The sequence below is a fragment of the Flavobacterium sp. 316 genome (genome assembly GCF_000967805.1).
Lineage (GTDB): Bacteria > Bacteroidota > Bacteroidia > Flavobacteriales > Flavobacteriaceae > Flavobacterium > Flavobacterium sediminilitoris.
In genome coordinates this window covers 174,116-197,139 of record NZ_JYGZ01000005.1, presented here as the reverse complement: position 1 = coordinate 197,139, position 23,024 = coordinate 174,116, and the positions used below count along the sequence as shown (strand labels likewise).

General features: G+C 28.4%; 21 protein-coding genes. 2 read left to right on the top strand and 19 right to left on the bottom strand.

Translation table 11 applies throughout. From position 1 onward, the window contains the following. Positions 1 to 30: 30 nt before the first annotated feature. The 5 genes from SY27_RS11970 to SY27_RS11950 all read right to left on the bottom strand — a co-directional run bounded on the left by SY27_RS11970 (position 31) and on the right by SY27_RS11950 (position 5,803). A complete protein-coding gene (locus SY27_RS11970; RefSeq protein WP_045970593.1) occupies positions 31 to 2,808 on the bottom strand; it encodes a GH92 family glycosyl hydrolase in 2,778 nt (925 codons plus the stop codon). A gap of 55 nt (positions 2,809 to 2,863) precedes the next feature. Next, on the bottom strand, positions 2,864 to 3,271 hold the full coding sequence (locus SY27_RS11965) for a hypothetical protein (protein ID WP_045970591.1): 408 nt from the start codon (positions 3,269 to 3,271) through the stop codon (positions 2,864 to 2,866). Positions 3,272 to 3,344: 73 nt separating this feature from the next. Next, on the bottom strand, positions 3,345 to 4,364 hold the full coding sequence (pheS, locus tag SY27_RS11960; RefSeq protein ID WP_045970589.1) for a phenylalanine--tRNA ligase subunit alpha: 1,020 nt from the start codon (positions 4,362 to 4,364) through the stop codon (positions 3,345 to 3,347). 98 nt (positions 4,365 to 4,462) lie between these two features. Then, complete coding sequence (locus tag SY27_RS11955) at positions 4,463 to 5,425, bottom strand: bile acid:sodium symporter family protein (protein ID WP_045970587.1); 963 nt, start codon at positions 5,423 to 5,425, stop codon at positions 4,463 to 4,465. 21 nt (positions 5,426 to 5,446) lie between these two features. Then, the gene (locus SY27_RS11950; RefSeq protein ID WP_045970585.1) at positions 5,447 to 5,803 is read right to left on the bottom strand and encodes a hypothetical protein; all 357 of its coding nucleotides are present in this window, start codon (positions 5,801 to 5,803) and stop codon (positions 5,447 to 5,449) included. A 144-nt stretch (positions 5,804 to 5,947) separates the two neighbouring features. Here SY27_RS11950 and SY27_RS11945 point away from each other — a divergent pair, with 144 nt between their 5' ends. Next, positions 5,948 to 6,481 carry a CvpA family protein gene (locus SY27_RS11945; RefSeq protein ID WP_045970583.1) on the top strand — a complete coding sequence of 178 codons (534 nt, stop codon included), beginning with the start codon at positions 5,948 to 5,950 and terminating at the stop codon, positions 6,479 to 6,481. Positions 6,482 to 6,500: 19 nt separating this feature from the next. Here SY27_RS11945 and SY27_RS18270 read toward each other — a convergent pair whose 3' ends face one another. From SY27_RS18270 to SY27_RS11895, 10 genes are all read right to left on the bottom strand, one after another. Beyond that, positions 6,501 to 7,871, bottom strand: a complete 1,371-nt coding sequence (locus SY27_RS18270; protein ID WP_052705314.1) for a hypothetical protein — start codon at positions 7,869 to 7,871, stop codon at positions 6,501 to 6,503. 40 nt (positions 7,872 to 7,911) lie between these two features. Next, positions 7,912 to 8,673, bottom strand: a complete 762-nt coding sequence (locus SY27_RS11935) for a tetratricopeptide repeat protein (RefSeq protein ID WP_045970581.1) — start codon at positions 8,671 to 8,673, stop codon at positions 7,912 to 7,914. A 2-nt stretch (positions 8,674 to 8,675) separates the two neighbouring features. Next, positions 8,676 to 10,475 carry a BatD family protein gene (locus tag SY27_RS11930; RefSeq protein ID WP_235270968.1) on the bottom strand — a complete coding sequence of 600 codons (1,800 nt, stop codon included), beginning with the start codon at positions 10,473 to 10,475 and terminating at the stop codon, positions 8,676 to 8,678. Continuing rightward, complete coding sequence (locus tag SY27_RS11925) at positions 10,459 to 11,274, bottom strand: tetratricopeptide repeat protein (RefSeq protein WP_045971122.1); 816 nt, start codon at positions 11,272 to 11,274, stop codon at positions 10,459 to 10,461. Before SY27_RS11925 ends, SY27_RS11930 begins: the two co-directional genes overlap by 17 nt. 1 nt (position 11,275) lies before the next feature. Further along, positions 11,276 to 12,313, bottom strand: coding sequence for a VWA domain-containing protein (locus SY27_RS11920; RefSeq protein WP_045970579.1), 1,038 nt, complete (start codon positions 12,311 to 12,313; stop codon positions 11,276 to 11,278). 11 nt (positions 12,314 to 12,324) lie between these two features. Next, the gene (locus SY27_RS11915) at positions 12,325 to 13,329 is read right to left on the bottom strand and encodes a VWA domain-containing protein (protein ID WP_045970577.1); all 1,005 of its coding nucleotides are present in this window, start codon (positions 13,327 to 13,329) and stop codon (positions 12,325 to 12,327) included. Then, positions 13,326 to 14,948 (bottom strand): BatD family protein, encoded by a 1,623-nt coding sequence (locus tag SY27_RS11910; protein ID WP_045970575.1) that lies wholly within the window; start codon positions 14,946 to 14,948, stop codon positions 13,326 to 13,328. The genes SY27_RS11915 and SY27_RS11910 overlap by 4 nt, the downstream gene beginning before the upstream one ends. Before the next feature lies 1 nt (position 14,949). Further along, the gene (locus tag SY27_RS11905; RefSeq protein WP_045970573.1) at positions 14,950 to 15,816 is read right to left on the bottom strand and encodes a DUF58 domain-containing protein; all 867 of its coding nucleotides are present in this window, start codon (positions 15,814 to 15,816) and stop codon (positions 14,950 to 14,952) included. 83 nt (positions 15,817 to 15,899) lie between these two features. Beyond that, a complete protein-coding gene (locus SY27_RS11900) occupies positions 15,900 to 16,904 on the bottom strand; it encodes a MoxR family ATPase (RefSeq protein WP_045970570.1) in 1,005 nt (334 codons plus the stop codon). A 278-nt stretch (positions 16,905 to 17,182) separates the two neighbouring features. Then, entirely contained in the window at positions 17,183 to 18,277 is a 1,095-nt protein-coding gene (locus tag SY27_RS11895) for a DUF3103 family protein (RefSeq protein ID WP_045970568.1), read from the bottom strand. A gap of 235 nt (positions 18,278 to 18,512) precedes the next feature. On the opposite strand from SY27_RS11895, the gene SY27_RS11890 reads away from it, so the two are divergent. After that, on the top strand, positions 18,513 to 19,652 hold the full coding sequence (locus SY27_RS11890) for an ATP-binding protein (protein ID WP_045970566.1): 1,140 nt from the start codon (positions 18,513 to 18,515) through the stop codon (positions 19,650 to 19,652). On the opposite strand, the gene SY27_RS11885 is transcribed toward SY27_RS11890, so the two are convergent. From SY27_RS11885 to SY27_RS18890, 4 genes are all read right to left on the bottom strand, one after another. Further along, positions 19,649 to 19,903 (bottom strand): hypothetical protein, encoded by a 255-nt coding sequence (locus SY27_RS11885; protein WP_045970564.1) that lies wholly within the window; start codon positions 19,901 to 19,903, stop codon positions 19,649 to 19,651. The two genes, SY27_RS11890 and SY27_RS11885, sit on opposite strands and share 4 nt — an antisense overlap. Before the next feature lie 86 nt (positions 19,904 to 19,989). Beyond that, positions 19,990 to 20,667 (bottom strand): response regulator, encoded by a 678-nt coding sequence (locus SY27_RS11880; RefSeq protein ID WP_045970562.1) that lies wholly within the window; start codon positions 20,665 to 20,667, stop codon positions 19,990 to 19,992. 10 nt (positions 20,668 to 20,677) lie between these two features. Beyond that, positions 20,678 to 22,696, bottom strand: coding sequence for a sensor histidine kinase (locus SY27_RS11875; RefSeq protein ID WP_052705312.1), 2,019 nt, complete (start codon positions 22,694 to 22,696; stop codon positions 20,678 to 20,680). 148 nt (positions 22,697 to 22,844) lie between these two features. After that, a partial coding sequence (locus SY27_RS18890; RefSeq protein ID WP_161794155.1) for a hypothetical protein occupies positions 22,845 to 23,024 on the bottom strand: 180 nt, incomplete at its 5' end.

Here is a 23,024-nt window from a genome sequence, read left to right as displayed (position 1 = left end):
GTTATCCTATTCAATTGTAAATAAAGAATATTAATTTGTTATTATCTCATCTATAAAAATAAAAGCATCTCCGCCAAAACCTTGATGCCATTCTGGTAGTTTACCAAAATTAAAAGCTTTTACTTTTATATAACGTGCTTTTGTTTTCACTTTAGTAGAAAAGTTTTTTATAACCGTTTCATATTCTTTTGGATCAGTACTATTCTCTATTGAAGCTATTTTAGTAAATTTCTTATTGTCTTTTGAAATGAAAAATTCCACTTTTGTAGGCATTAAAATCCACGAACGTGTGTCTTGAAGAAAATTAGCACCTAGTTTTGTGATTTTTGTTTCTTTTTGCATATCAATTATAGCTTCGAAATCTTGACTTTGATATCCTTGCCATTCTCCTTTTCGCCAATTTTCATTTCCAAAAATTCCATCTATCAAGCCTTCTTCTCCACCAGCATGATACTGCGGATTATACTTTGATTTAATGTCGATAGTATAATTGTTTGGCTTTTTGAAAAATTGGGCTGAAACTGGATTGCTATATTCTGCACCTCTTTTAACATAAGCTTGAATTTTTTCAGATGATGAAATTTCTATGGAATTTGTATATTTCATCCAAGCAGGCTTTCCTGAGCTTGCATCTTGAAAAAGATAGAAAATTTCATCATTTGGATTTTGAGAAAATATCTCAATCATCATTTTTTCTTTAAACGATTTACTTTGTGCTTCAATAACTGGAACTGGAATTATTTTATTTATTTTTTCCTCTTCATATTTTGCCAACAATTCTTTCAAATAACCTTTCATTCCTTTTTTAGTAATTGTAAGCTGTTTCCCATTTTCAAAATTAACTTTTACCTTATCAAAATAAGGTGTTGTCTTACTCCATTCAGTATTTCCAGGAGTAACTGAATAAATTCCCATTGAACTTAAAACATACCAAGCACTCATTTGTCCACAATCTTCATTACCTATAAGTCCATCTGGAGTATTCTTATAGAATTCATTTAAAATATAATGGACTTTTTCTTTTGTTTTTTCTGGCTTACCAATATAATTATACAAATAAGCCATGTGGTGACTTGGTTCATTACCATGTGCATATTGTCCTATTAACCCTGTAACATCTACTTGCTCTCTTCCTGTAGTTTTACTTTCACTATTAAACATTTCGTCTAACTTGCTTTCAAATTTTTCATTTCCACCATACACTTCAATCATTCCTTTAATATCTTGTGGTACAAAAAACGTATATTGCCACGCATTGCCTTCCGTAAAATTATTATTAACTTCTCTTGGATCGAAAGGTTTATCCCAACCTCCGTTTTTCTTTGGTCGAATAAATCCAATCTCCGAGTCAAAAAGATTTTTCCATGATTGAGAACGTTTCATGAAATACTGATAATCTTGTTGTTTTCCTAAAAGCATTGCCATTTGAGCAATACACCAATCATCATAAGCATATTCAACCGTTTTAGATACACTTTCATGATCATCATCTATTGAAATAAATCCATTTTTCTTATAGGCTTCTAAACCTAATACGTCTCTCATAGCTGAAGCTTTACTAGCTTCAAAAGCTTTTTCATAGTCAAACCCTTTAATACCTTTAACCATAGCATCTGCAATTACTGAAACAGAATGATAACCTATCATACAATCGGTTTCGTTTGAGGCTAATTCCCAAACAGGTAATCGTCCTCCTTGTTCATATTGCTTAATGAATGTATTAATATAATCTGACGTTCGCTTTTTATCAATCAATGTATACAATGGATGTGCTCCTCTAAACGTATCCCAAAGCGAAAAAACAGTGTAATAATCAAATCCTTCTGCTGTATGAATTTTATTATCACGTCCTCTATATTTTCCATCTAAATCTTGAGCTATATTTGGTTGCATCATAGTATGATATAAGGCTGTATAAAAAATAGCTAATTTGTCTTTATCATTTGAAGTTACTTCAATTTTTGACAATTCTTTATTCCAAAATGACTCTGCTTCTTTTTTAATTTTTCCAAAATCCCAATGTTTAATTTCTGAACTATTTAGTTTTGCACCATCGTAACTTGTTGGTGAAAGTGATACTTTTACTAAAATCTTCTCTCCTTTTTTAACTTGTTTAGAAAAACTCAATGCTAATTCGACACCTTCATAAATTTTTTCTTCGCTTTTATAATTTGTCTTTTCTTTATTGATAACTAAAGGCACATTAAATTCAATTCTGGCATACACATATTGGTCGCGAGCCCAAGCTTCACTTCTTCTCAGAACTTCAATAGTTTTATCATCAATAATTCGTATTCTTCCTTCTAATAATTTATCACGATGATTCAAATCCAGAATAATATTAGCTTGACCATTCTCATTAAAAGTATATTCATGAAAACCTACACGCGTTGAAGCCGTTAAACGCACATCAATATTGTGTTTGTCTAATGTTACGCTATAAAATCCGGCAGAAGCTCTTTCGTTATCATGAGAAAAAGTAGAAGAATAGATTTTATTATCAAATGAAGGTTCACCCATAGTTGGCATTAACATGATATCACCATAATCAGAAACACCTGTTCCATTTAAATGTGTATGTGAAAATCCATATATTAAATTATCTGAATAATGATAACCACTACAACCATCCCAGCTACCATCTATTCGAGTATCGGGTGAAAGTTGTACCATTCCATAAGGAACTGTTGCGCCAGGAAATGTATGACCGTGTCCACCAGTTCCAATAAACGGATTTACATGTTTAGCAAAATCCTGCGAGAAAACAGTACTTGTAATAAAAAGTATAGAAAAAAGAAAAATCCTCATTTTATAGGTTTATTTAGACCTTAAAATTGAGGATTTTTTATGAATTATAAAAATTTTATATTGCCATTACACCACGTTTATTAATCGCAGGTAAGTCTGATTGTGCTTTTTCATTAATTCCGTTGACTTTAAAAATAAATTTCTTATCAAACATTTTATTGTTTAAAAAATACGATACTAAAAACTCATTGTTTAATTGTAACACATTATTTTCTAAGAATTCTATTTTAACAGCACTTTGTGGTTCTACTTTTGCAAAAGCATGTCTAAGTGATGATGTATTTCGGTTTTCCCCATTTATTAGCCCGTAAGCTCTAGAAACTATCATTGCCATTTCTAAAGGTTCGTTTGTTGCATTTAATAAATAAGCATACCAGCAATCTTCCTGAAAATCGTCATTCCACTCTCGTATAGCAACGATATGTACGTTTTCTACTTTTGGAATTTCTATGTCTTTTTTCATATTATTAATGTTAAAAGCCGAAAGCAAAACCATTATAGTGTTAACTTTCGACTTAAAATTATTTTTTTATTTATTATAAACTTGATTTAAATTGCTCTAGGAAACGCACATCATTTTCATAAAACATACGAATATCGCCAATTTGATATAACAACATTGCAATACGCTCTATTCCCATTCCGAAAGCAAAACCAGTATATTCGTCTGGATTAATATTACAATTTTTTAGAACATTTGGATCCACCATTCCGCAACCCATAATTTCTAACCAACCTGTTCCTTTTGTGATTCTATAATCGATTTCATTATTTAAACCCCAATAAATATCTACCTCAGCACTTGGCTCAGTAAATGGAAAATAAGAAGGTCTTAATCTAATTTTAGATTTTCCGAACATCTCTTTAGTGAAATACAACAACGTTTGTTTTAAATCGGCAAATGAAACATCTTTGTCAATATACAAGCCTTCTACTTGATGGAAAATACAATGTGAACGTGATGAAATATCTTCGTTACGAAAAACACGACCTGGAGAAATAGTTCTGATAGGTGGTTGATTATTTTCCATATAACGCACTTGTACTGATGAAGTATGTGTACGTAGTAAAATATCAGGATTAGTCTGAATAAAAAAAGTATCCTGCATATCTCTTGCCGGATGATATTCTGGTAAGTTTAATGCGGTAAAATTGTGCCAATCGTCTTCAATTTCTGGTCCTTCAGACACATTGAAACCTACATTCGAAAAAATATCGATAATTTGATTTTTTACAATAGAAATAGGATGACGAGAACCAATATTTATGGGCTCACCAGGACGTGTAACATCTCCATAAATTCCTTTTACTACTTCTTTACTCTCTAATTCTTCTTGAATAGTAGCTACTTTCTGTTCAGCAGTATCCCTTAATTGGTTTAAAATTTGTCCAAATTCTTTTTTCATTTCATTTGGAACATTTCTAAAATCAGCAAACAATTCTTTTAACAAGCCTTTGCTTCCTAAATATTTGATACGGAATTCTTCTAATTTCTCTTTGTTATCAGCATGAAAAGCTTTGGCTTCTTCAATATGATTTTTAATCTTGTCTATCATCGCAAATCTTAAAATGGACTGCAAATTTACAAATTAAATTTTTTTGTTTTGATTTAATTCTAAAGTTTGTCAGTTTCTATAGAAAATCTATAAAAAATCTAACTTTTTTCTCTTGTTCCTAATTTGGAGGCTATTACACTAATAATAAAAATTTGAGTCGCGTGAAATAACATTAAAGGCAAAAGAATAATTCCTGTAGAAATAGTTGAAGGGAATAAAATTTTTGAGAATACTGTTCCATGAACCAATGATTTTTTGGTTCCACAAAACTGTGCTGTTATTTGGTCTTCTTTGTTAAAATGGAGTTTTTTAGAAAAAAATCCAATTAAAGAATACACCACAAAAAAGAGCAATATATCTATCGTAAAAATCAATACTAAATCTACTATTTTAACCGATGTAAATACATTTTCCTCAAAAGATTCTGCAAAACTTTTATAAATAATTAATAAAATAATCGACTTATCAAACAAGGTCAATTGCTTGTTATATTTTGCAGCATATTTTCCGAAAAATCGTTGTAAACTAAGACCTAAGATAACTGGTAATAGAATTTCTGTTGCTAATTTGATATAGATTACACCTAAATCAAAATCGGTTGAAGCTTGTTGTAAAAACAATCCCATCCAAAGTGGTGTAATTACTATTCCAATTAATCCTGAAATACTAGCATTGAAAATTGCTGCTGGAATATTACCATTAGCCATTGAAACCATTACAACTGAAGAAGAAACGGTTGAAGGCAAAGCTGCTAAAAATAAAAAAGCTAGCCAAATTATTTCTTGATTTTCTGAAGTTATAAAGGGCTTATAAACCAATACTAGAATTGGGAACAATAAAAAAGTAGACAACTGAACCAAAACATGCAATTTCCAATTCTTTAGTCCACTTTTAATTTTATCAGGATGCAATTTTAATCCGTAAAAGAAGAAAATCAAAGCAATACCTATGCTTCCTATTAAATCTAAAGGAATCTCGCTGTCTTTTGCACCCAACTGTGGAAAAAGATAGGCTAAAAGAACTATTGCTATAATAGCCAATACAAACTTATCTATTTTCATTTTACAGTTTACAGTTACAAATTAGTCAATTAACTCGCTATCAAGGAAATAATTCACAATAGCATCTTTCATTAATACAGTTTGTTCTCCTGCTTTTAGTACTGGCAATTCTTCTTTTACTTTATAATGTGGCCAACCGTCGTTATCAAAATATTCAAATTCGTAATATCCGTAAGGTTCTAATAATCGACAAATAGCAATATGCATTAGATTTACTTTTTCATCTTTTTTAAATTCTTGTTTAAATTTACCTAGTTCTTGAATACCGATTAAATATATAATTCCATCTAAATCTAATTCTTCTCCGTCTGCAAATTTATCTGATAATATTTTGACAACGCTTTCCCAACGTTCTTTTAATTGTTCGTCTCTTGACATTTCTTTATATATAGATTAAAAAACAAAGATGAAAGATACAAGACTTTCACTTTGTGTTAATTTTAGTTTTGACAAAGATAAAGCTGAAATTTGGTTTTAAATAATTTCTATTATCTTTATTCTTTAATCTATTTTCTTTTTAGAATGAGTTTTATTGATATTATTTTTACTGTTTTATTGTGTTATGCTTTATATAAAGGGATTAAAAATGGCCTTTTTGTAGAGCTCGCTTCTTTGATTGCTTTAGTTACTGGAATATTTGCTGCTATTAAGTTTTCTTATTTAGTAAAAAATATTTTAGAAACCAAGGTAAGTTGGAATCCTAAATATATTGAAATAACCGCTTTTGCTTTAACTTTTATCTTAGTTGTAACACTAATTCATCTTTCTGCAAAGTTATTGACTAAAATAGCTGATTTTGCTTATCTAGGTTGGATTAATAAATTAGCAGGAGCTTTTTTTAGTGCTTTAAAAACCCTTTTATTGTTAAGTATTGTAATTTTATTATTTGAAAAAATCAACATTAATAATACATTGGTAAAACAAGAAACGTTAGATAAATCTATTTTTTATAATCCTACAAAAGAAATCTCTGCTTTTTTATATCCAAAGATAGAGGAATGGTATGAAGATTTTAGTTCAAAGTCGAAAGTTGAAAACACAGAAGAAAACAATTAATTTTCTTATTATTATAAAATCAACTTCCACAACCTCCACAACCTCCTCCGCAAGAGCTTCCACAACTTGAACCACAAGAACTTCCACAGCTAGAGCCACAACCAAAATTATTATTATTTCCAGAATATGTTTGAACAATAGGCATAAATGAAACAGATAACAAAGCTGTTCCAATTATAAAATAGTTCCATTCCCAGTTATTATAATTTGATTTATTTAAAGGAATAATCCTTTCCTTAAAATAATTTACAATTATTTTATTTATAGCTTTTTTAGAAAATGATCTTAAAAAGTATAATGCAAAAAACAAAAAAATTGCATTTAATATAACTATATAAATGACTTCTTTCCCTCTAATAAAACCAATGAATACTCTTGTTAATCCAAAAACCATTATACTAGAAAGGGCAATAAGATTAACTTTATATAAATCAAGTACTATTTTTGAATTTACAAACGTTTTTGTTATTGATGAAGCAGCTCTTGAAGCTTTATTAATAATGGGTTTATCAATCAACGTTTCTAAGAGTTCTTTATAAGATATGGTTTGTTTTCCTTTAAAGCAATCTAATACAGATTTAAAAATAGGGTTTGAATTATCTATGTTTGCGTTAATCAATTTAATGCTATCTTTAGTTTCTACTTTCAAATTTTTATTAACTACCAAATAGTTTACATAACCATGAACAATCATTTTTAATTGACCTGATTCAATGTAAATTAATTCACTTGGTGTTAAATTTTTCAATATTACATTTGGTGTATCACTCAATTTACGATACAACTTATCCGTATTATAAAAATGTAGCCCTAAAAATGTAGCAACACTTACTAAAATAAAAAACAACACAAAATAAGGATTATCGATAGACACGTATAAATCGTAAAGGAATAAACGAAACAATAGTACAAATATTAACACTAAGGGAATTGACAAAGAGGAATAAAAAGTAATATCTCGTTTTGATTTTTCAATTTCTAAAGCTTCAACAAAGGTATTATATTCCCAAAATTCTTTAGGCTGATCTCCAAAAACACTCTCATATAATTCTTTAGTGCGTTTTTTAGCAGCCAAGAATTTATCTATTTCTTCTCTATTATGAGTGGAAGGAATGTGTTCAATTTTTTTACCTAGGATATCTCCAAACTCTTTGTAAGATTGAGTAAAAATCAAATGTTGATGCCAAACAATATCTACAATTTCTGAAGGAGAAACCATTTGATTAGAAGTAGCAGCCAAATACATGAATTTCTTATATTCTTCAATAGCTTTTTGAGTGAAAAATGTTGTCCATTCATTTTCGTAAGCCAAACGAGTAGAAAAACCATATTCTGAAAGAGGAAAATCGAAATCGAATTTTTCAATTTCTTCCCAAAGTGCTATATTCATGTAAATCTATTTTCAATAGACTCAAAAATAGAAAATAATCCTAATCCTTCAATTCTTTAATCGCTTCTTTTTTTATCCAACCTTCTGTTTTGTCTGTTAATTCAATTCGTTTCCAATTGTCTAAGGTTTCTTTCACATAAACTTTTGTTCCTTCATGAAGTGTGAATACGTTTTCTGAACTATTTTTTGGTTCTGATTTTACATTTACAACTTCTTCAAAAATAATTGCTGGTCTAATCGTTTTTGTAAATCGTTTTTGCAAGAAAGCAGATGTTATGGAAAATAATAGTAATCCTAAACATACAAACATTCCAAGAAAAAATATTCTCTTAATCATTGTTGTTGAAGAAAAATAATATCCTAGAAACGAGATTAGGAATAATACTGATAGGCTAATTGAAATCCATGCCCAAATGTCATAATGAAACCATAATGTAACTTTATATACAAAATTTGAAAAACCAACGCTTGGTATTACTTTTATGTCATCAATTGCAGTTTTTTGAGCAAAAGACAAGTTTGTTTTAACACTTTCATCGTCTGGATTTAAAAGTAATGATTTTTCAAAATTATAAATTGATGGTGCTATTTCTCCTAACTTATAATAGCAATTTCCTAAATTAAAATATAATTCTGCTGATTCTACCTTGTTTTTTGTTAAAATGTTTTCATATTTCTTTATAGCTTCTGCATAATTTTCTTTTCTATAAAGCTCATTCGCAAGGTCAAACTGCTTTTTTACTTCTTCTTGAGCAAAAAGGAGATTGGATAATAAAATAATAATATAAACTATCTTTTTCATCTTTATGATAATTGCTTTTCTAAATCAGAGATTACTAATACTGCTTTTTCAAAATCTTGTTGCATTGTAACATTTGAAGAAGGTGCGTAGCGTGCAAATTCACAATCATTCATTAATGCAATAAATTGACTTATTGTTTCGTTACTTGCTGCTTTATTTTCTAATAATTCTTGAATGTTTTCTTTACTCATTTCCGATGTTTCAATGTGTAATTTTGCCTTCAAGAAATTATGCAATGCTTTTTCCATAGCCATATAAAATGGCACTTTATTTCCTTTCTGTTTTTTAGCTTCTGAAAGGTATTTTTTTGCTAGTCTATTATTTCTTCTTATTTTATTTCCAAATTCATCTGCGTCAATTGCTTCTTTTTTCTTTCTAACCAAAATTATTATTGGCACTATTAAAAAAGGTGCAAATAAAAGAGCGTAAAATAGTTTTGTTCCTAAAAAATCTTTTTTGCTAACTTCTGCAAATTCTGATTTCAGCTTTATAAATTGGAAATTTACGCTTTTTACAACTTTTTGTTTGCCTGTATCTGTTGGATTATTTTGAGTAGATGTAAAATTTGGATTATCCAATACGTTAATTGTAACTTCTTCGGAAGTAACTGTTTTATATGAATTTGTTTTTAAATCAAAATATGAAAATTCAATTGGTTTTATTGTGTATTTTCCTTTAAATTGAGGAATAATTGTATAATTATCAGAGATACTTCCATTCATTCCTGAAAGTGGAACATTTACTTGCTCTTTATGTTCTGGATCAAACACTTCAAAAACACTAGGAAACTCTGGTTTTGGTAAGTTAAATAATTTTAAATTTCCATTACCTGATACGCTTATTTCTAAATTTAATGATTCTCCGCTTTTTAATTCTTCTTTTGATGGTTTTACTGAAAAATCAAATTTTCCAACAGCACCTGTGAAACTAAGAGGTTTTCCTTCTTCTGGAAATCCTTTAACTTTTATTTTCTTTACCCCTGTGGAAACATTTTTAGTAGTTGGAACGTAAATAGAACGTACAAAAGAGCCTATTTGTTCTCTTTTTGGCACGTTTACTTCTAATGAAATGGTTAATGGTTCTATTTCTTTATCTCCTTGTTCTAAAGGATATAAAACTGCTCTTTTTAGAACAATCATTCCATATTGTTGTCCATTATAAGTAACTAATTCTGGCTGTAAATCTTTAACTTCAATATTTTGACTCCAAAATCCTTTATATTTTGGTGATTCTCTTTCTTCAAAGTTACGCAATCTGAAATTTGGATCGAAATATAGCTTATAAACGATTGTGACAGGCTCGTTTATATAAGGATTAGATTTTGAAACTTCAGACACAAGATGAATTCCTTCTCCTGCTATATAATCAGGGCTATTTGGATCTTTAGGAACTTCTCGTGCTTCGGTTATTGTAAATGTTATCGGATTTGATTTAAATATTTTTCCTTCATATTCTATTGAGGCTGGAGCAATTGTAAATTTTCCTTGATTTAATGGTGTTAAATAGTAAATTATTTGTGTTTGTATAACTCGTCTTGTTACAGCTTGTCCATTAGTAATCACGATAGATGTTTCTCCTCCTTTATTAATTATAGGTCCTTGTGCTCTAAAATTTTCGAAAGAAGGTGGAACAAAATTATCTCCTTCGTTATTTATTGAAAATATTATACGAATCTTTTCGTTTAAGGCATAAGATGTTTTATGAGAACTAGCTTCAAACTTAACTTCTTGAGAAAGAAGCATTGTTTGAATAAAAAGTACGATTATTACAAAAAGGTTTTTCATCTTACCAATCTTTTTCATTTGTTGATGGTCTGGCTTTTACTTTTTTTGCATTTAACTTGTCCTGAATTTTTTTCTCAGCATTATCAACCGCATTAAGTAGGTTTTCTATTTGCTGTTTATTTACTCCAGATGGTTTAGGGTTTCCGTTTTGGTCTTCTTTTTTATCGCCATCTTGTTTATCATTCTTATCGTCTCCTTCTTTTTTCTTATCGTCTTTATCTCCTTTATCAGAATCTTTTTTGTCTTTGTCTTTCCCGTTATCTTCTTTGTCTTTTTTATCCTGATTATTTCCTTTATCTTCTTTTTTGTCTTTATCTTGTTGATTCTGATCTTTGTTTTGATCTTTATCTTTGTCCTTATCTTTATTTTTATCGTTCTTTTTAGGTGGATTTTCTTTTTGTTTTTTCTTTGCTAAAGCATAGTTATAACGTGTTTCTTCATCATTAGGATTATTTCGTAAAGCATTTTTATAAGCTTCAGCAGCAGCAGCATAGTTTTCTTCTAACATAAAAGTATTCCCCAGATTATGAAATGCTTTGTGTTTTTCTTCTTTAGTTTTTGAAGTTTCAATAGCATTTAAGTATTTATACTTTGCCTCACTTGGTTGATTTTGTCTATAAATACTGTTTCCTAAATTATAATTTGCTACTGCTTTTTTTTCTTCATTATTTGATTGAGAAACTCTAAAGTTACTCTCAGCTTTTGTATAACTTTTCCCATCAAATGATTCTGTTCCATTAAATAAGTTTTTGTCTTTATTCTGACCAAAAAACAAAGTTGATGTAAATAAAACTATTGTTATAATTATCCTTTTCATATTACCTTTCATTAAATAAATTTAATCTTTGCAACCATGATGTTTTTCTTTCTAAAAAGAAAATATCTAGAAACAATAAGAAAAATGCAATTCCAATAAACCATTGATATTGTGTTTGATACTCTGCTATTTCTTGCGATTCAAATTCTGTTTTTTCAATATTATCTAATACATTTTTAACCTGTTCTACTACTTGTTTTGTATTACTATTTTCTATATAAACTGCATTAGTATTTTTTGCAATGTTTTCTAATATTGTTGGATTTAGTTTTGTAATAACTACTTCCCCATTATTATCTTTTTTATATTCTGTTATAACTCCATTATCTGCTTTTATTGGAATTGTACCTCCATTAACTGTTCCAACTCCTATTGTTATAATTTTAATTCCTTTTTCTTTAGCAATTTCACTTGCTTCATTTGCTCCATCTCCATGATCTTCTCCATCAGAAACTAATATAATTAATTTACTAGTATCGACAGCATCAAAGTATGTTGTTGCTAAATTAATTGCATCGTTCAATGCTGTTCCTTGAGACGATAACATATTAGTATTCATATTTTGAAGATACATTTTAGCTATGCTATAATCGGTAGTCATTGGTAAAACAGGATATGCACTTCCCGCATAACCTACAATTCCAATTCTATCGTTACCAAGACTATTAATTATTTGACTAATTAATTGTTTTGATTTTTCTAATCTACTTGGGGCTATATCTTCTGATAGCATACTTTTAGAAATATCTAGAGCGAAAACAATATCAATTCCTTGTCTTTTGACTGTTTCCATTTTAGTTCCAATTTTTGGATTAACCAAAGCCAAAATAAGTCCTGTTAGTGCTAAAAGTATGGTTACAAATTTTAAAACAGGTTTGAAACGAGATTTTGTTGGGCTTAATTGCTTTATTAATTCTAAATCTCCAAATTCTTTTTGCTTTTTCTTTTTCCAATATACCTGAAACAAGAACAATGCTATTAATAATGGAATCAATAACAACAAGTATAACAATATAGGTTCTTCTAACTTATGATACATTTTTATTTTTTTTAAACAAATCCTCTAAAAACAGTGTTTCGTAAGATAATCTCAATTAATAATAATCCGAAAGCAAACCAAATAAAAGGTTTGAATTTTTCATCATAATTAAAGTATTTTTTTTCCTCTACTTCGGTTGTTTCTAGTTTATTGATTTCAGAATAAATTTCTTCTAATTTTTTATTACTTGTGGCTCTAAAATACTTTCCATCAGTTGTTTTTGCAATTTCTTTCATTAGTCCTTCATCAATTTCTACTTGCATATTTCTAAATAAAAATCGTCCATTTGCATCTTTTGCGTAAGGAAAAGGAGCCATTCCGTTTGTGCCAATACCTATTGTATATACTTTTATTCCATATTGCTTTGCTATATCGGCTGCCATTCTTGGATCTATTGTTCCTGAATTATTAACTCCGTCTGTTAAAAGAATAATAATTCTACTTTTTGCTTTACTATCTTTTAATCTATTAATTGCTGTTGCTAATCCTACGCCAATTCCTGTTCCATCTGCAATAATAGAATCGTCATATTCTACTGTTTTTAATGATTGCAAAACAACTGTTTTGTCTGAAGTTACAGGTGTTCTGGTATAGCTTTCTCCTGCATAAACAACTAATCCAATTCTATCATTAACCCTATCTTCAATAAATGTTGATGCTACTCTTTTTAACGCATCAAGTCTATTTGGCTTTAAGTCTTTTGCCAACATACTTCCCGAAACATCAAGAGCCATTACAATATCAATTCCTCTCGTTGTTCTTGATTTTGCTGTTACATCTACACTTCTTGGTCTTGCCAAAGCAACTATAATTGTTGACAGCCCTAATATTCTTAATACAAAAAGCAATGGTTTTAATCTTGAAAGTAGTGTTCTATTATTCTTAAATGGTGCTAACGTACTCATTTTAATAGTAGCTGTTTGCTTTTTTTTAGAATATATAAACCAACCTATTGCTAATGGTAATAGCAAAAACAGCCAAAAAAACTCAGGATGTAAGAATGTTACATTTTTCATTTTTCTGTAGTTTTTCTAAGTTCAACTGAATTTATTACTCTTTCCATAATTTGTTGTGCATATTCATCATCATTTTTATAGATTAGTAAAAGTTCTTGTGCTCCTCCTGGTTGTGAAAAAACTAATACTTCATAATTCATTTGTTGATCTTCTTTTTCTATAAGATTCATTGCAGTAAATGTACCATATGCTTTTTTACCTGTTAACCCTTTAGCATCTTCATAATCTTCATTCTTAACGGTAATGTTTTTTGCACCTAACAATTCCATTTGTTTTAATTTAACCTCAACAATTCTATCTAAATCTACTGAAGTAGTATCTTTAAATGCAGTTGTTGCTAATGCAATAGAAAAATTATCTAATAAACTTCCATAAGTGAAGTTTGCAATAGCTTTCACATGTGAAGGAAGGTTATTTTGGATACGTTCATCATTAATTCGGTTTAAAACTTTTGGTGTTGAAATTATAATTGCTGGATCTCCATATTCAGAAGTTACCCATTCTTCATTTAACAATGATTTTGCATTATGCCCAAGCCAATTTTCTCTTACGTAATCTGTTCCTTTTGTTATACCTATAAAAACCGCTCCTAATAGCAACAAAAACAAAACTAAGGATATTGGAATAAATAATCGTTTTAGCTTTTGAGAATGTTCTTTTTTTCGTTTTAATTCTTCTGTAAATAAATTTTCTGTTTCTTCTTCAGTTCTTGGAATTGCTTTATCTAATGACATTAAGAAAGCATCAACCATTTTTTTATCATTCTCAATTTCAAAATCCAATGGTTTTGATTTAGCAAATTTTACTAAATCAGCATTAGACATTACTCTTTTAAATTTATCTAAAATATCTTGACTTAATTTAATTTTTCTCCTTTTAACTGTATTTTTAAGTGTTTCAAATAATTCATTTGAAGTACTTTCCATCGCTGGAATTTCAACAGCTTCTTCAAGGTAATATCTGGTAATGTCTGTCAATTCTGAATAATATGCTTTCGTTTCTCCTTTTTGCCACAATTCTTTTCCTTCTAAACTTTGTAATTGTGCTAGTGCTTTTTCTATAGGTGAAGCGTAAAGAATAGCTTCTTCCTCATTTTTTTTTACTTGTTTCTTCTTAATTAATAAATATGCAATATATCCTATAGCAAGTATTAATATAATTCCAAATATAACATATAACCAAAAATAATCTGTTGGTTTATCAACATGTATAATTGACTTAATATCATACATTTGTTGCTTTGTTGTATCTACTACTACATTATTAACAACTATAGCAAAAGAATCTGTACGTGTTGTTTTATTATTAATAATAACTTGAAGTGGTGGAATTACATATCGACCAGAATCGAATTGAGTTAATCCATATTTTTTTATTAATTCAAGCTTATCGTTGTTTTTAATTGAATCTACAGGATATGACTCTAAAACTTCCAATTGTCCAAAAAATGGACTTTCTGGAAAGATTACTTTATCATTTTTAGAAACATTCGCTTTTATTGTTAAATTAAATTGTGATCCAATCTTAATTTGAGTAGAATCGACTGTTGACTGTATCGATTGCGAAAAAGCAAACGAACTAATTAATAGATAAAAAATTATATTTATTTTTTTCAACATCTTAATTTCTTGCTTTAAAGTAACCTAAAAGTTTTTTTACATAATTTTCATCGACTCTTGAACTTACTGTTCCTGAACCACATTTTGAGAAAGTTTCAGTAAAATACTTTACATTTTCTTTATAATATTTTTCATAATTCATTCGAACAGTCTTAGCACTTGTATCTACTAAAAATGTTTCTCCTGTTTCCGCATCTAACATATTTACAATTCCCAAGTTTGGAATTACTTCTTCTCTTTTATCAAAAACTCTAATACCTGTTACATCATGCTTTTTAGAAGCAATTTTCAATGTTTGCTCGTATTCTTTTACCATGAAATCTGAGATTAAAAAAACAATTGCTTTTTTCTTCATGATGCTAGATAAAAATTTTAGAGCTTGTGCTAAATCTGTCTTTTTACTCTTGGGCTTAAACTCAATTAGTTCACGAATAATTCGCAAAACATGAGATTTTCCTTTTTTAGGTGGAATATATAGTTCTATTCCATCAGAAAATAAAATTAACCCTACTTTATCGTTATTTTGAGTTGATGAAAAAGCTAGTGTGGCTGCAATTTCTGTAACAATTTCACTTTTAAATTGATTTGTTGTTCCAAAACTTTCAGAACCGCTACAATCTACCATGAGCATCATTGTTAATTCTCTTTCTTCTTCAAAAACTTTTATATAAGGTTCATTATAACGTGCTGTAACGTTCCAATCAATTGCTCTCACATCATCTCCATATTGATATTGACGAACTTCCGAAAAGGTCATTCCTCTTCCTTTAAAGGATGTGTGATATTCACCCGAAAAGATATGATTACTTAATCTTCGGGTTTTGATTTCAATTTTTCGAACTTTTTTTAGAATTTCCTTTGTATCCATTTGTTTTAGTATTCAGTCTTCAGTTAAAAGTGTTCAGTATTATTGCAAAACTGCATACTGTTACTGTTTACTGCCTACTAATATTAAGGCACTTCCACTTCATTAACAATCTTATTGATGATGTCTATTGAAGTAATGTTTTCTGCTTCTGCTTCATACGTAATACCTATTCTATGACGTAAAACATCGTGAACTACAGCGCGAACATCTTCAGGAACGACATATCCTCTCCTTTTTATAAAGGCATAACATTTTGCTGCAACAGCTAAATTGATACTTCCACGAGGAGATGCTCCAAAGCTAATTAAAGGTTTTAAATTTTCCAATTTATATTTCTCTGGATAACGTGTTGCAAAAATAATATCTAAAATATATTTTTCAATTTTTTCATCCATATATACTTCACGTACGGCTTGCTGTGCTCTAATAATCTGTTCAACAGACACAACTGGATTTACTTTTGCATATTCTCCAGCTAAATTTTGACGAATAACTAGTCTTTCGTCTTCCATTTTTGGATAATCTATCACTGTTTTTAGCATGAAACGATCCATTTGTGCTTCTGGAAGTGGGTAAGTTCCTTCTTGTTCAACCGGATTCTGAGTTGCCATTACTAAGAATGGCTTATCTAATTTAAATGTTTCGTCTCCAATTGTAACTTGTTTTTCTTGCATAGCTTCTAACAAAGCTGATTGTACTTTTGCTGGGGCACGGTTAATTTCATCGGCTAATACAAAGTTTGCAAAAACAGGTCCTTTTTTAATTGTAAAGTCATTTGCCTTTACGTTATAAATCATTGTACCTACAACATCCGCAGGTAAAAGATCTGGTGTAAATTGAATTCTACTGAAAGAACCTTGAACAGCTTGAGAAAGAGTATTAATTGCTAATGTTTTAGCTAAACCAGGAACACCTTCTAACAAGATATGTCCTTGTCCTAAAAGACCTATAAGCAATCTTTCAATCATATACTTTTGTCCAACAATCACCTTATTCATTTCCATTGTGAGTAAATCTACAAAGGCACTTTCTCTTTCGATTTTTTCATTAATTGCGCGAATGTCTAAAGTAGCGGTATTTTCTTCCATTATCATATAATTTTGCTTCAAATTTTCAAAAAAAATTTAACAATTCAAAATTGAAAATTAATTTAGGACTACGATGTTAATATAGCGTTAAAAAAAAGTAGTAAATAATCGTTTTTGGTGTTATTTATGATTTTGTTTTTATTTTTTTAAGAAATTAAGCCATAATAGTCTCTTTTCAAAAGCAAACAAAGATATAATTAGCAACTAATCAATATTTTACATAAAAAGAAAAACACATCTTTTACAATGTGTTTTTAAAATAATTTTGATTGTTATTTTTATAATGTTTCAAAAGAATAAGTGATTGAGGCATTATTACTTGCTCCTTTTTTTAATTGTGTTACATTTTCTTTTCTAATAATATAATATTGATCTATTTCATCGTCTGAATCTTGCGACCAACTACCTTTTATTGCATCTAAAACAGATGTTACTGTATTTACCACAAATGGTGTCCAAACTACATCTCCTGTTCCAAGTGTTACTCCTGTTCCGATTGCTTGAACAACAATATTAATAACCGCTGCATAATCAAAACCTGAATCTTCTTCCATGATAATCATAGTTGCAGCATTTCTTGTATGTTCATTCCAAAAAACAAAGGGTTGTTCTGGTGTGTATAAAACATCTTTTTTCTTGATATATGGCATTTGTAAAACTCTAAGAGGTGGAACTGAAGGATCGTTAAAGTTTTTATCAAAATTAAAAACAATAGCATAAATTTCTGGATTTCCTTTAAACCACGGTTCTTCTACATCAGATAGTTTTATTGAATCAATTTTATTGAAGTCTACAGCTGTAGATTGACTAGAAACATTATTTGTTAATTTATAATCTAAGCCTCTTTTCTTTAACTCTTCATTGAATAATTTCATGTTTTTTTGAAATTCAAATTTACCATGTTGATCAATAAAAAGCATTGGTTTATCACTTGGTGTTAGTGCATTAACTGTTATTTTATTTCCATTAATATCTACACCTTCAAGTTTTTCAACATTATCATCTATTGGTACGAAAAGAATTTGCAAATCATTTAAAAAGTTTAAATTCATCTTTTCTTGATTATAAACAAAGCATTCTAAAATTCCTTCTTTTTTTATTTCTGGAGAAATAAACTCCTCACTATTTTTAATGTTTAAAGAATTGAATACTTCTGTAAGCAACACCTCGTTTTGATCTTTAAATTTATTGTCTTTAAACAAACTGATTCCATTAGAACTTTTTATCGAGTTAGCAATATACTTTCCAAATTCAATTTTATCAGACGTTAAATAACTCAATTCATTATTTTCAATTACAGGATCATTACTACAAGAGAAAAGAAAAGTTGAGATTACAACAAGCGAAGCAATCTTTCTAAAGTTTGTTTTCATAATTTTTAATGTTTAGTTAAATTAATACTATTGCTTTTTGACTTCAGTCTTGTAAATCTACAACAGTAGCGCAATAATTTGAATATAGATTTCTTGCCTTTGTTGTTAAAGTTTGACGTTTTTATTTATTATTTAAAATTCATAACCAAAAGATAATCAACAATATAATTTATAATCAAAACATTTTGAATCCCCTAAAATAAAACAGTAAATTAGTGCCAAATTATTTCTAGAGATGCTAAATAAAAGATTATTGATAAAAAATTTATTGGCTCACAATGATGAGAATAGTTTTTACGACAAAAAGAGACAGTTGAATTTACATAGTAAGGAAGGAAAGGCCAAATTTTTAAAACATATTTGTGCGCTATCTAATTCTAATCCGGCAAATAACTCTTATATTGTTGTAGGAGTTGAAGACGAAAATAATGAAATTGTAGGTGATGATTTTTTTGATGATAGTAAAATTCAAAATTTAGTTAATGCTTATTTAGAAAATCCTCCAAAAATTCAATATGAGAATATTCCTTTTCCTAATTTACCTGTAAATAAAGTAGTTGGGCTAGTTACTATAAATCCTAAAAACAAAATCTCTTCTTTTAAAAAAGGGATTCATACTATTGTGGCTAATACTATTTTTATAAGAAGAGGAAGCAATTCTATTCCAACTGAAGAGAAAGTTCCGTTTTCAAAAACGAATATTGAAACTATTATAAGTATTGAGAATAATTCTAGAAATAGTATAAAGCATACTTTAGATGGTGTTCTTGATTTTATAAATAATCGCCATAAAGATTTACATTCAAATTATAAGGTTTTCAAAGAATTATTCATCGTCTGTTGGGCTGGAATTAAGAAAAAAGTAAGAGATACGACTTACTATTCTAGAGTTGATATAGAGCTAATTAACGAACAAATTAAATTATTTTATTCTGCACAAGATGATGTTACAATAAATTACAATGAAAATTCTTTTATTATAACCGAACATATTACACTTGGCATTAATGATAGAACAAGTTACTATCCTTTAGAAAGAGTTACTATTACTTTCTTTGACAATGGCTATTATAAAATGGATACCGAAATGCTTTTTCAGCCACCTCAATATAATAAAAAAATGCTTCATCATATTTACAATGCTACTCTTAGTCTTTTAAAAAAACTAGAAAAGAGAATTTCTTTAAATGAAAGAGAACTAAAAGATGTAGACAACATCCCTTCAATTTTAATGATCTGTTATCTAAACGGTTTTAATGATGCAAAACAAAAACTTATTGATTCTAAGCTATATTTAAAACATCACGATAGTCCTGAAGTATATTTAGCTTTTAAAGAAGTAATGCGAGTTTTACGGAAAATGAAATATAATTAGTTGAATTTATGTTTGTTTTCATTTTTTGTTTTCATCAAGATTATAGTTGAATATGCAACTATAATAAACACTCCTAAAACATAAACTATTTTAAGTTGAATAGCATAATCTAAAAATAGTACTGGATTATCAATTTCCTGAAAAAACAAATTATATAACATTTCCATAACCACGAAAAACCAAACCAAACTTATTACTAGAAGTAACAGTAATAATTTTAGAAAACGAGAAGTCTTATTTAAAGTTTTCATAACATGTTATTTAGTACAACATAAAGTTATGAACTATTAATTAGATTGTTTTACAAGTTTATTATAGAATTTGTTAAAAAATTCATTTAAACAAATCCATGTTTTTTTGCTTCTCTAACAATGTCTTCATCTGAACCTCCTTTAACACAGAAATAATCTTTAATTTGTGCTTTACGTTTATCTATAGAGCTTTGGGCTAAATTTACATAGTTTGGTAAATTTTTAGACAAAACGCCTTGTGCTAACAATGAAATGATTGTTCTATTACTTTCATCTAAAAATACATTATTCCTTACAGCAAGCATCTCTTGAATACTTTCATTAACTGTTTTACTTACGTATTTTTCTTTGTTAATAATTACTTCAAACGCCTTCAAAAACTCATCGGCTGTAAAGTCACTTTTCACTAAAAGTCCGTCTGGATCAATTGTTTTTTGAATATCGAATAAAATAAATGCTTCTGCATGAGATGTAAGCATAACAATTTTTGTGAACGGATATTTTTTTCTTGCAAAAATAGCTAGATCTTGTCCTGATTGAATATTAGCTTCTTCATATGGAGGCAAACTTAAATCCAGAAATATCATGTCAAATTCATAAATATCTTCTGATTGTGACATTCTTTTATATGCCGTTTGACAATCAAAAGCAGAAGTAACATTTATTTTATATCCTAATTCGTTATAAGATAAAATACTTTTATACCCTTCAATCATTGAAGGATGGTCATCGACCATGAAAATATTAATTGTTTTAGAGCTCATAATTATTATTTTATTCTATTGGTATTTTAAAAAACAGGGTCGTTCCCTTTCCGATTTCAGATTCTATATTTAATTCTCCATTAACAGCACTTATCCTTTGAAGCATATTTTTAATGCCTATTCCTTTCTTGGCTTTATTAACATTAAATCCTTCTCCATCATCTCTTATTTGTAAAGTTACAATTTTTTCTTGTTTTACAATACTTACATTTATAGTTTTTGCTTTAGCATACTTATTACAGTTATTTAATGCTTCTTGCAAGATTCTATATAAGTGCATTTTTACTTCAACATCTACATTATCCCATTGAATTTTTTTATCAATTGTATATTCACAATCTGCATCATATAAATTCTGTTGTTCAATTAATAACTCGGATAAAATAGACTTAAAATTACTTTTTTCAGAAAAAACATTATTGCTTAATTCATGTGCAATTGCTCTTACTTCTTTTTCAATATTCTGAATTTCATTTATATGACCTATACACTTTTGTATAGTTTCTTCATCTGTTCGCTTAGTAAGTATATATAAATTTAGTCTTGTACTGGCAAGTTTATTCATTATTCCATCATGAAGTTCTCTTGCTATTCTATTCTTTTCATTGTTTTTTGCTTCATCTAATTTTACTTGTTGATCTAGCATTAATTGGTAAATTTCTTCATTTACTTTTTGCTGTTGTTGTGTAAAGAGTAATTCTTTTTGTTTTGATCTCTGAAATAAAATTATATATAACAATCCACCTATAAATGCTACAAGAATTGAAACACCTAGTATTACTTTTTTCTCACTAGAAATCTCTTCATTTTCATGTATTATTTCGTCTGTTTCAAATTCTATTCTTGCTAACTTATTCCTTGTTGCTCTTTCTAAATCATATAAACTATCGCTTAGTTTTATATATTTCTTAGCATAATAAAGTCCTGTTTTAGGATTTATCTTTGTATATAAATCTAAAGTAGTTAAAATCTCTTGATTATAACTCGATTTTTTTGCTAAAGAATTTGCCTCATTGTTAAACTGTAATGCTTTTGTTGTATCTAATTTTGATAAATAATATTCTGAAAGATGAATTTTACTTTTTATTATTCCTGGTATGTTACCAATACTATCTCTAATAAAAAGAGATCTATTGAGTTCTTCTAGTCCTTCTTCTTTATTAAGTTTAAATTTTGAATAAGCCAAATTATCTAAGAGAGCTGAATAAACAACAGGTTGCAATTGCAATAAATTTTTAACTTTCAGTCCTTTTGAAAAATTATCAATTGCTTCTTTATAAAGTTTGTTTTTCTGATATACTAATCCGATATTATTAAATGTTTGAGCTTTAAAAATATCATAAAAGAAACTCTTTTTTAATTTTTCAACTTGAATTAATGCTTTACTATGGTAATAAAGTGCTTTTTCGTAATTATCTAAGCCAAGCAAAGAACTTCCTAGGTTTACATAACATTCATAAATAAGCATATCATCATTTATCCCTTTTGAAATATCCAAAGCTCGGATAGTGGCTGTTTCACTCCCTAAAAAGTCTTTTTCATACAATAAAATGTATGCTTTGTATAATATTGTATTAACTAAATTAACTTGATCATCAATTTTCAAATATACCTTTTCGGCTTTATTATAATACCAGTAAGCACTATCGTTTCTCGCTTTTTCAAAATAATAATCTCCTAAATAATATAGCCCTTTTGCTATTGTTGTTGAATCTTTACTAGATTTCCCTAGTTGTAAAGCTTTAGCAGCAACATTCTTATATTTATCTAATTCATAAAGTGAAAAATACCTGTTTGCAACCTTAAAGTAATTTCTTCTTGTTGTTGAGTCATTTGTTTTAAACTGTAGTTCAAAATAGGCTGAATCACTATATTTAATACGATTTTCACTTGATATACTTTCATCTTGAGCAAATGAAAGATATTGATTAATTTTCTGATTAGGCTTATCTATTACTTCGAGAGATTTCTTCTTATCTGAACAACCAAGTAAAATAATAAACGCTATAAAAATAATTATTTGTTTCAACTTGTCTTTTTTTAAAATTAATCTGCCTGAAACAAATTTAATGATTTTTCTTACTCAAATTAATCTTTTTTTGGTTTAACTATTGAATCTATATTATCTAACTCATCTGAATTCGTTTAATCTAGGTTGTTTTTTGTTTTAAGGGTAATTAATCTCTTTTAGGTTTAACGATTGGGTCTGTTTCGTCCAACTCATCTGTGTCTGAATTTGTTGTGCTACCAGTTGTTCCGTCATCTCCATCTCTATTTAAAAATGAATTATCAATTTCATAAACACTTGTTTCTACTTGCTGATCATACTCGTCTGTTGTACACGATGTCATTAAAAT

Excerpts from the sequence above, each read along its gene's own strand:
- SY27_RS11925 (WP_045971122.1), bottom strand. The coding sequence starts at position 11,274 with ATGAAAAGGATAATTATAACAATAGTTTTATTTACATCAACTTTGTTT.
- SY27_RS11880 (WP_045970562.1), bottom strand. The coding sequence starts at position 20,667 with ATGAGCTCTAAAACAATTAATATTTTCATGGTCGATGACCATCCTTCA.
- SY27_RS11905 (WP_045970573.1), bottom strand. The coding sequence starts at position 15,816 with ATGGATACAAAGGAAATTCTAAAAAAAGTTCGAAAAATTGAAATCAAA.
- SY27_RS11920 (WP_045970579.1), bottom strand. The coding sequence starts at position 12,313 with ATGTATCATAAGTTAGAAGAACCTATATTGTTATACTTGTTGTTATTG.
- SY27_RS11930 (WP_235270968.1), bottom strand. The coding sequence starts at position 10,475 with ATGAAAAAGATTGGTAAGATGAAAAACCTTTTTGTAATAATCGTACTT.
- SY27_RS11915 (WP_045970577.1), bottom strand. The coding sequence starts at position 13,329 with ATGAAAAATGTAACATTCTTACATCCTGAGTTTTTTTGGCTGTTTTTG.
- SY27_RS11950 (WP_045970585.1), bottom strand. The coding sequence starts at position 5,803 with ATGTCAAGAGACGAACAATTAAAAGAACGTTGGGAAAGCGTTGTCAAA.
- SY27_RS11970 (WP_045970593.1), bottom strand. The coding sequence starts at position 2,808 with ATGAGGATTTTTCTTTTTTCTATACTTTTTATTACAAGTACTGTTTTC.
- SY27_RS11935 (WP_045970581.1), bottom strand. The coding sequence starts at position 8,673 with ATGAAAAAGATAGTTTATATTATTATTTTATTATCCAATCTCCTTTTT.
- SY27_RS11945 (WP_045970583.1), top strand. The coding sequence starts at position 5,948 with ATGAGTTTTATTGATATTATTTTTACTGTTTTATTGTGTTATGCTTTA.
- SY27_RS11900 (WP_045970570.1), bottom strand. The coding sequence starts at position 16,904 with ATGGAAGAAAATACCGCTACTTTAGACATTCGCGCAATTAATGAAAAA.
- SY27_RS11890 (WP_045970566.1), top strand. The coding sequence starts at position 18,513 with ATGCTAAATAAAAGATTATTGATAAAAAATTTATTGGCTCACAATGAT.
- SY27_RS11895 (WP_045970568.1), bottom strand. The coding sequence starts at position 18,277 with ATGAAAACAAACTTTAGAAAGATTGCTTCGCTTGTTGTAATCTCAACT.
- SY27_RS11965 (WP_045970591.1), bottom strand. The coding sequence starts at position 3,271 with ATGAAAAAAGACATAGAAATTCCAAAAGTAGAAAACGTACATATCGTT.
- pheS (WP_045970589.1), bottom strand. The coding sequence starts at position 4,364 with ATGATAGACAAGATTAAAAATCATATTGAAGAAGCCAAAGCTTTTCAT.
- SY27_RS18270 (WP_052705314.1), bottom strand. The coding sequence starts at position 7,871 with ATGAATATAGCACTTTGGGAAGAAATTGAAAAATTCGATTTCGATTTT.
- SY27_RS11955 (WP_045970587.1), bottom strand. The coding sequence starts at position 5,425 with ATGAAAATAGATAAGTTTGTATTGGCTATTATAGCAATAGTTCTTTTA.
- SY27_RS11885 (WP_045970564.1), bottom strand. The coding sequence starts at position 19,903 with ATGAAAACTTTAAATAAGACTTCTCGTTTTCTAAAATTATTACTGTTA.
- SY27_RS11910 (WP_045970575.1), bottom strand. The coding sequence starts at position 14,948 with ATGTTGAAAAAAATAAATATAATTTTTTATCTATTAATTAGTTCGTTT.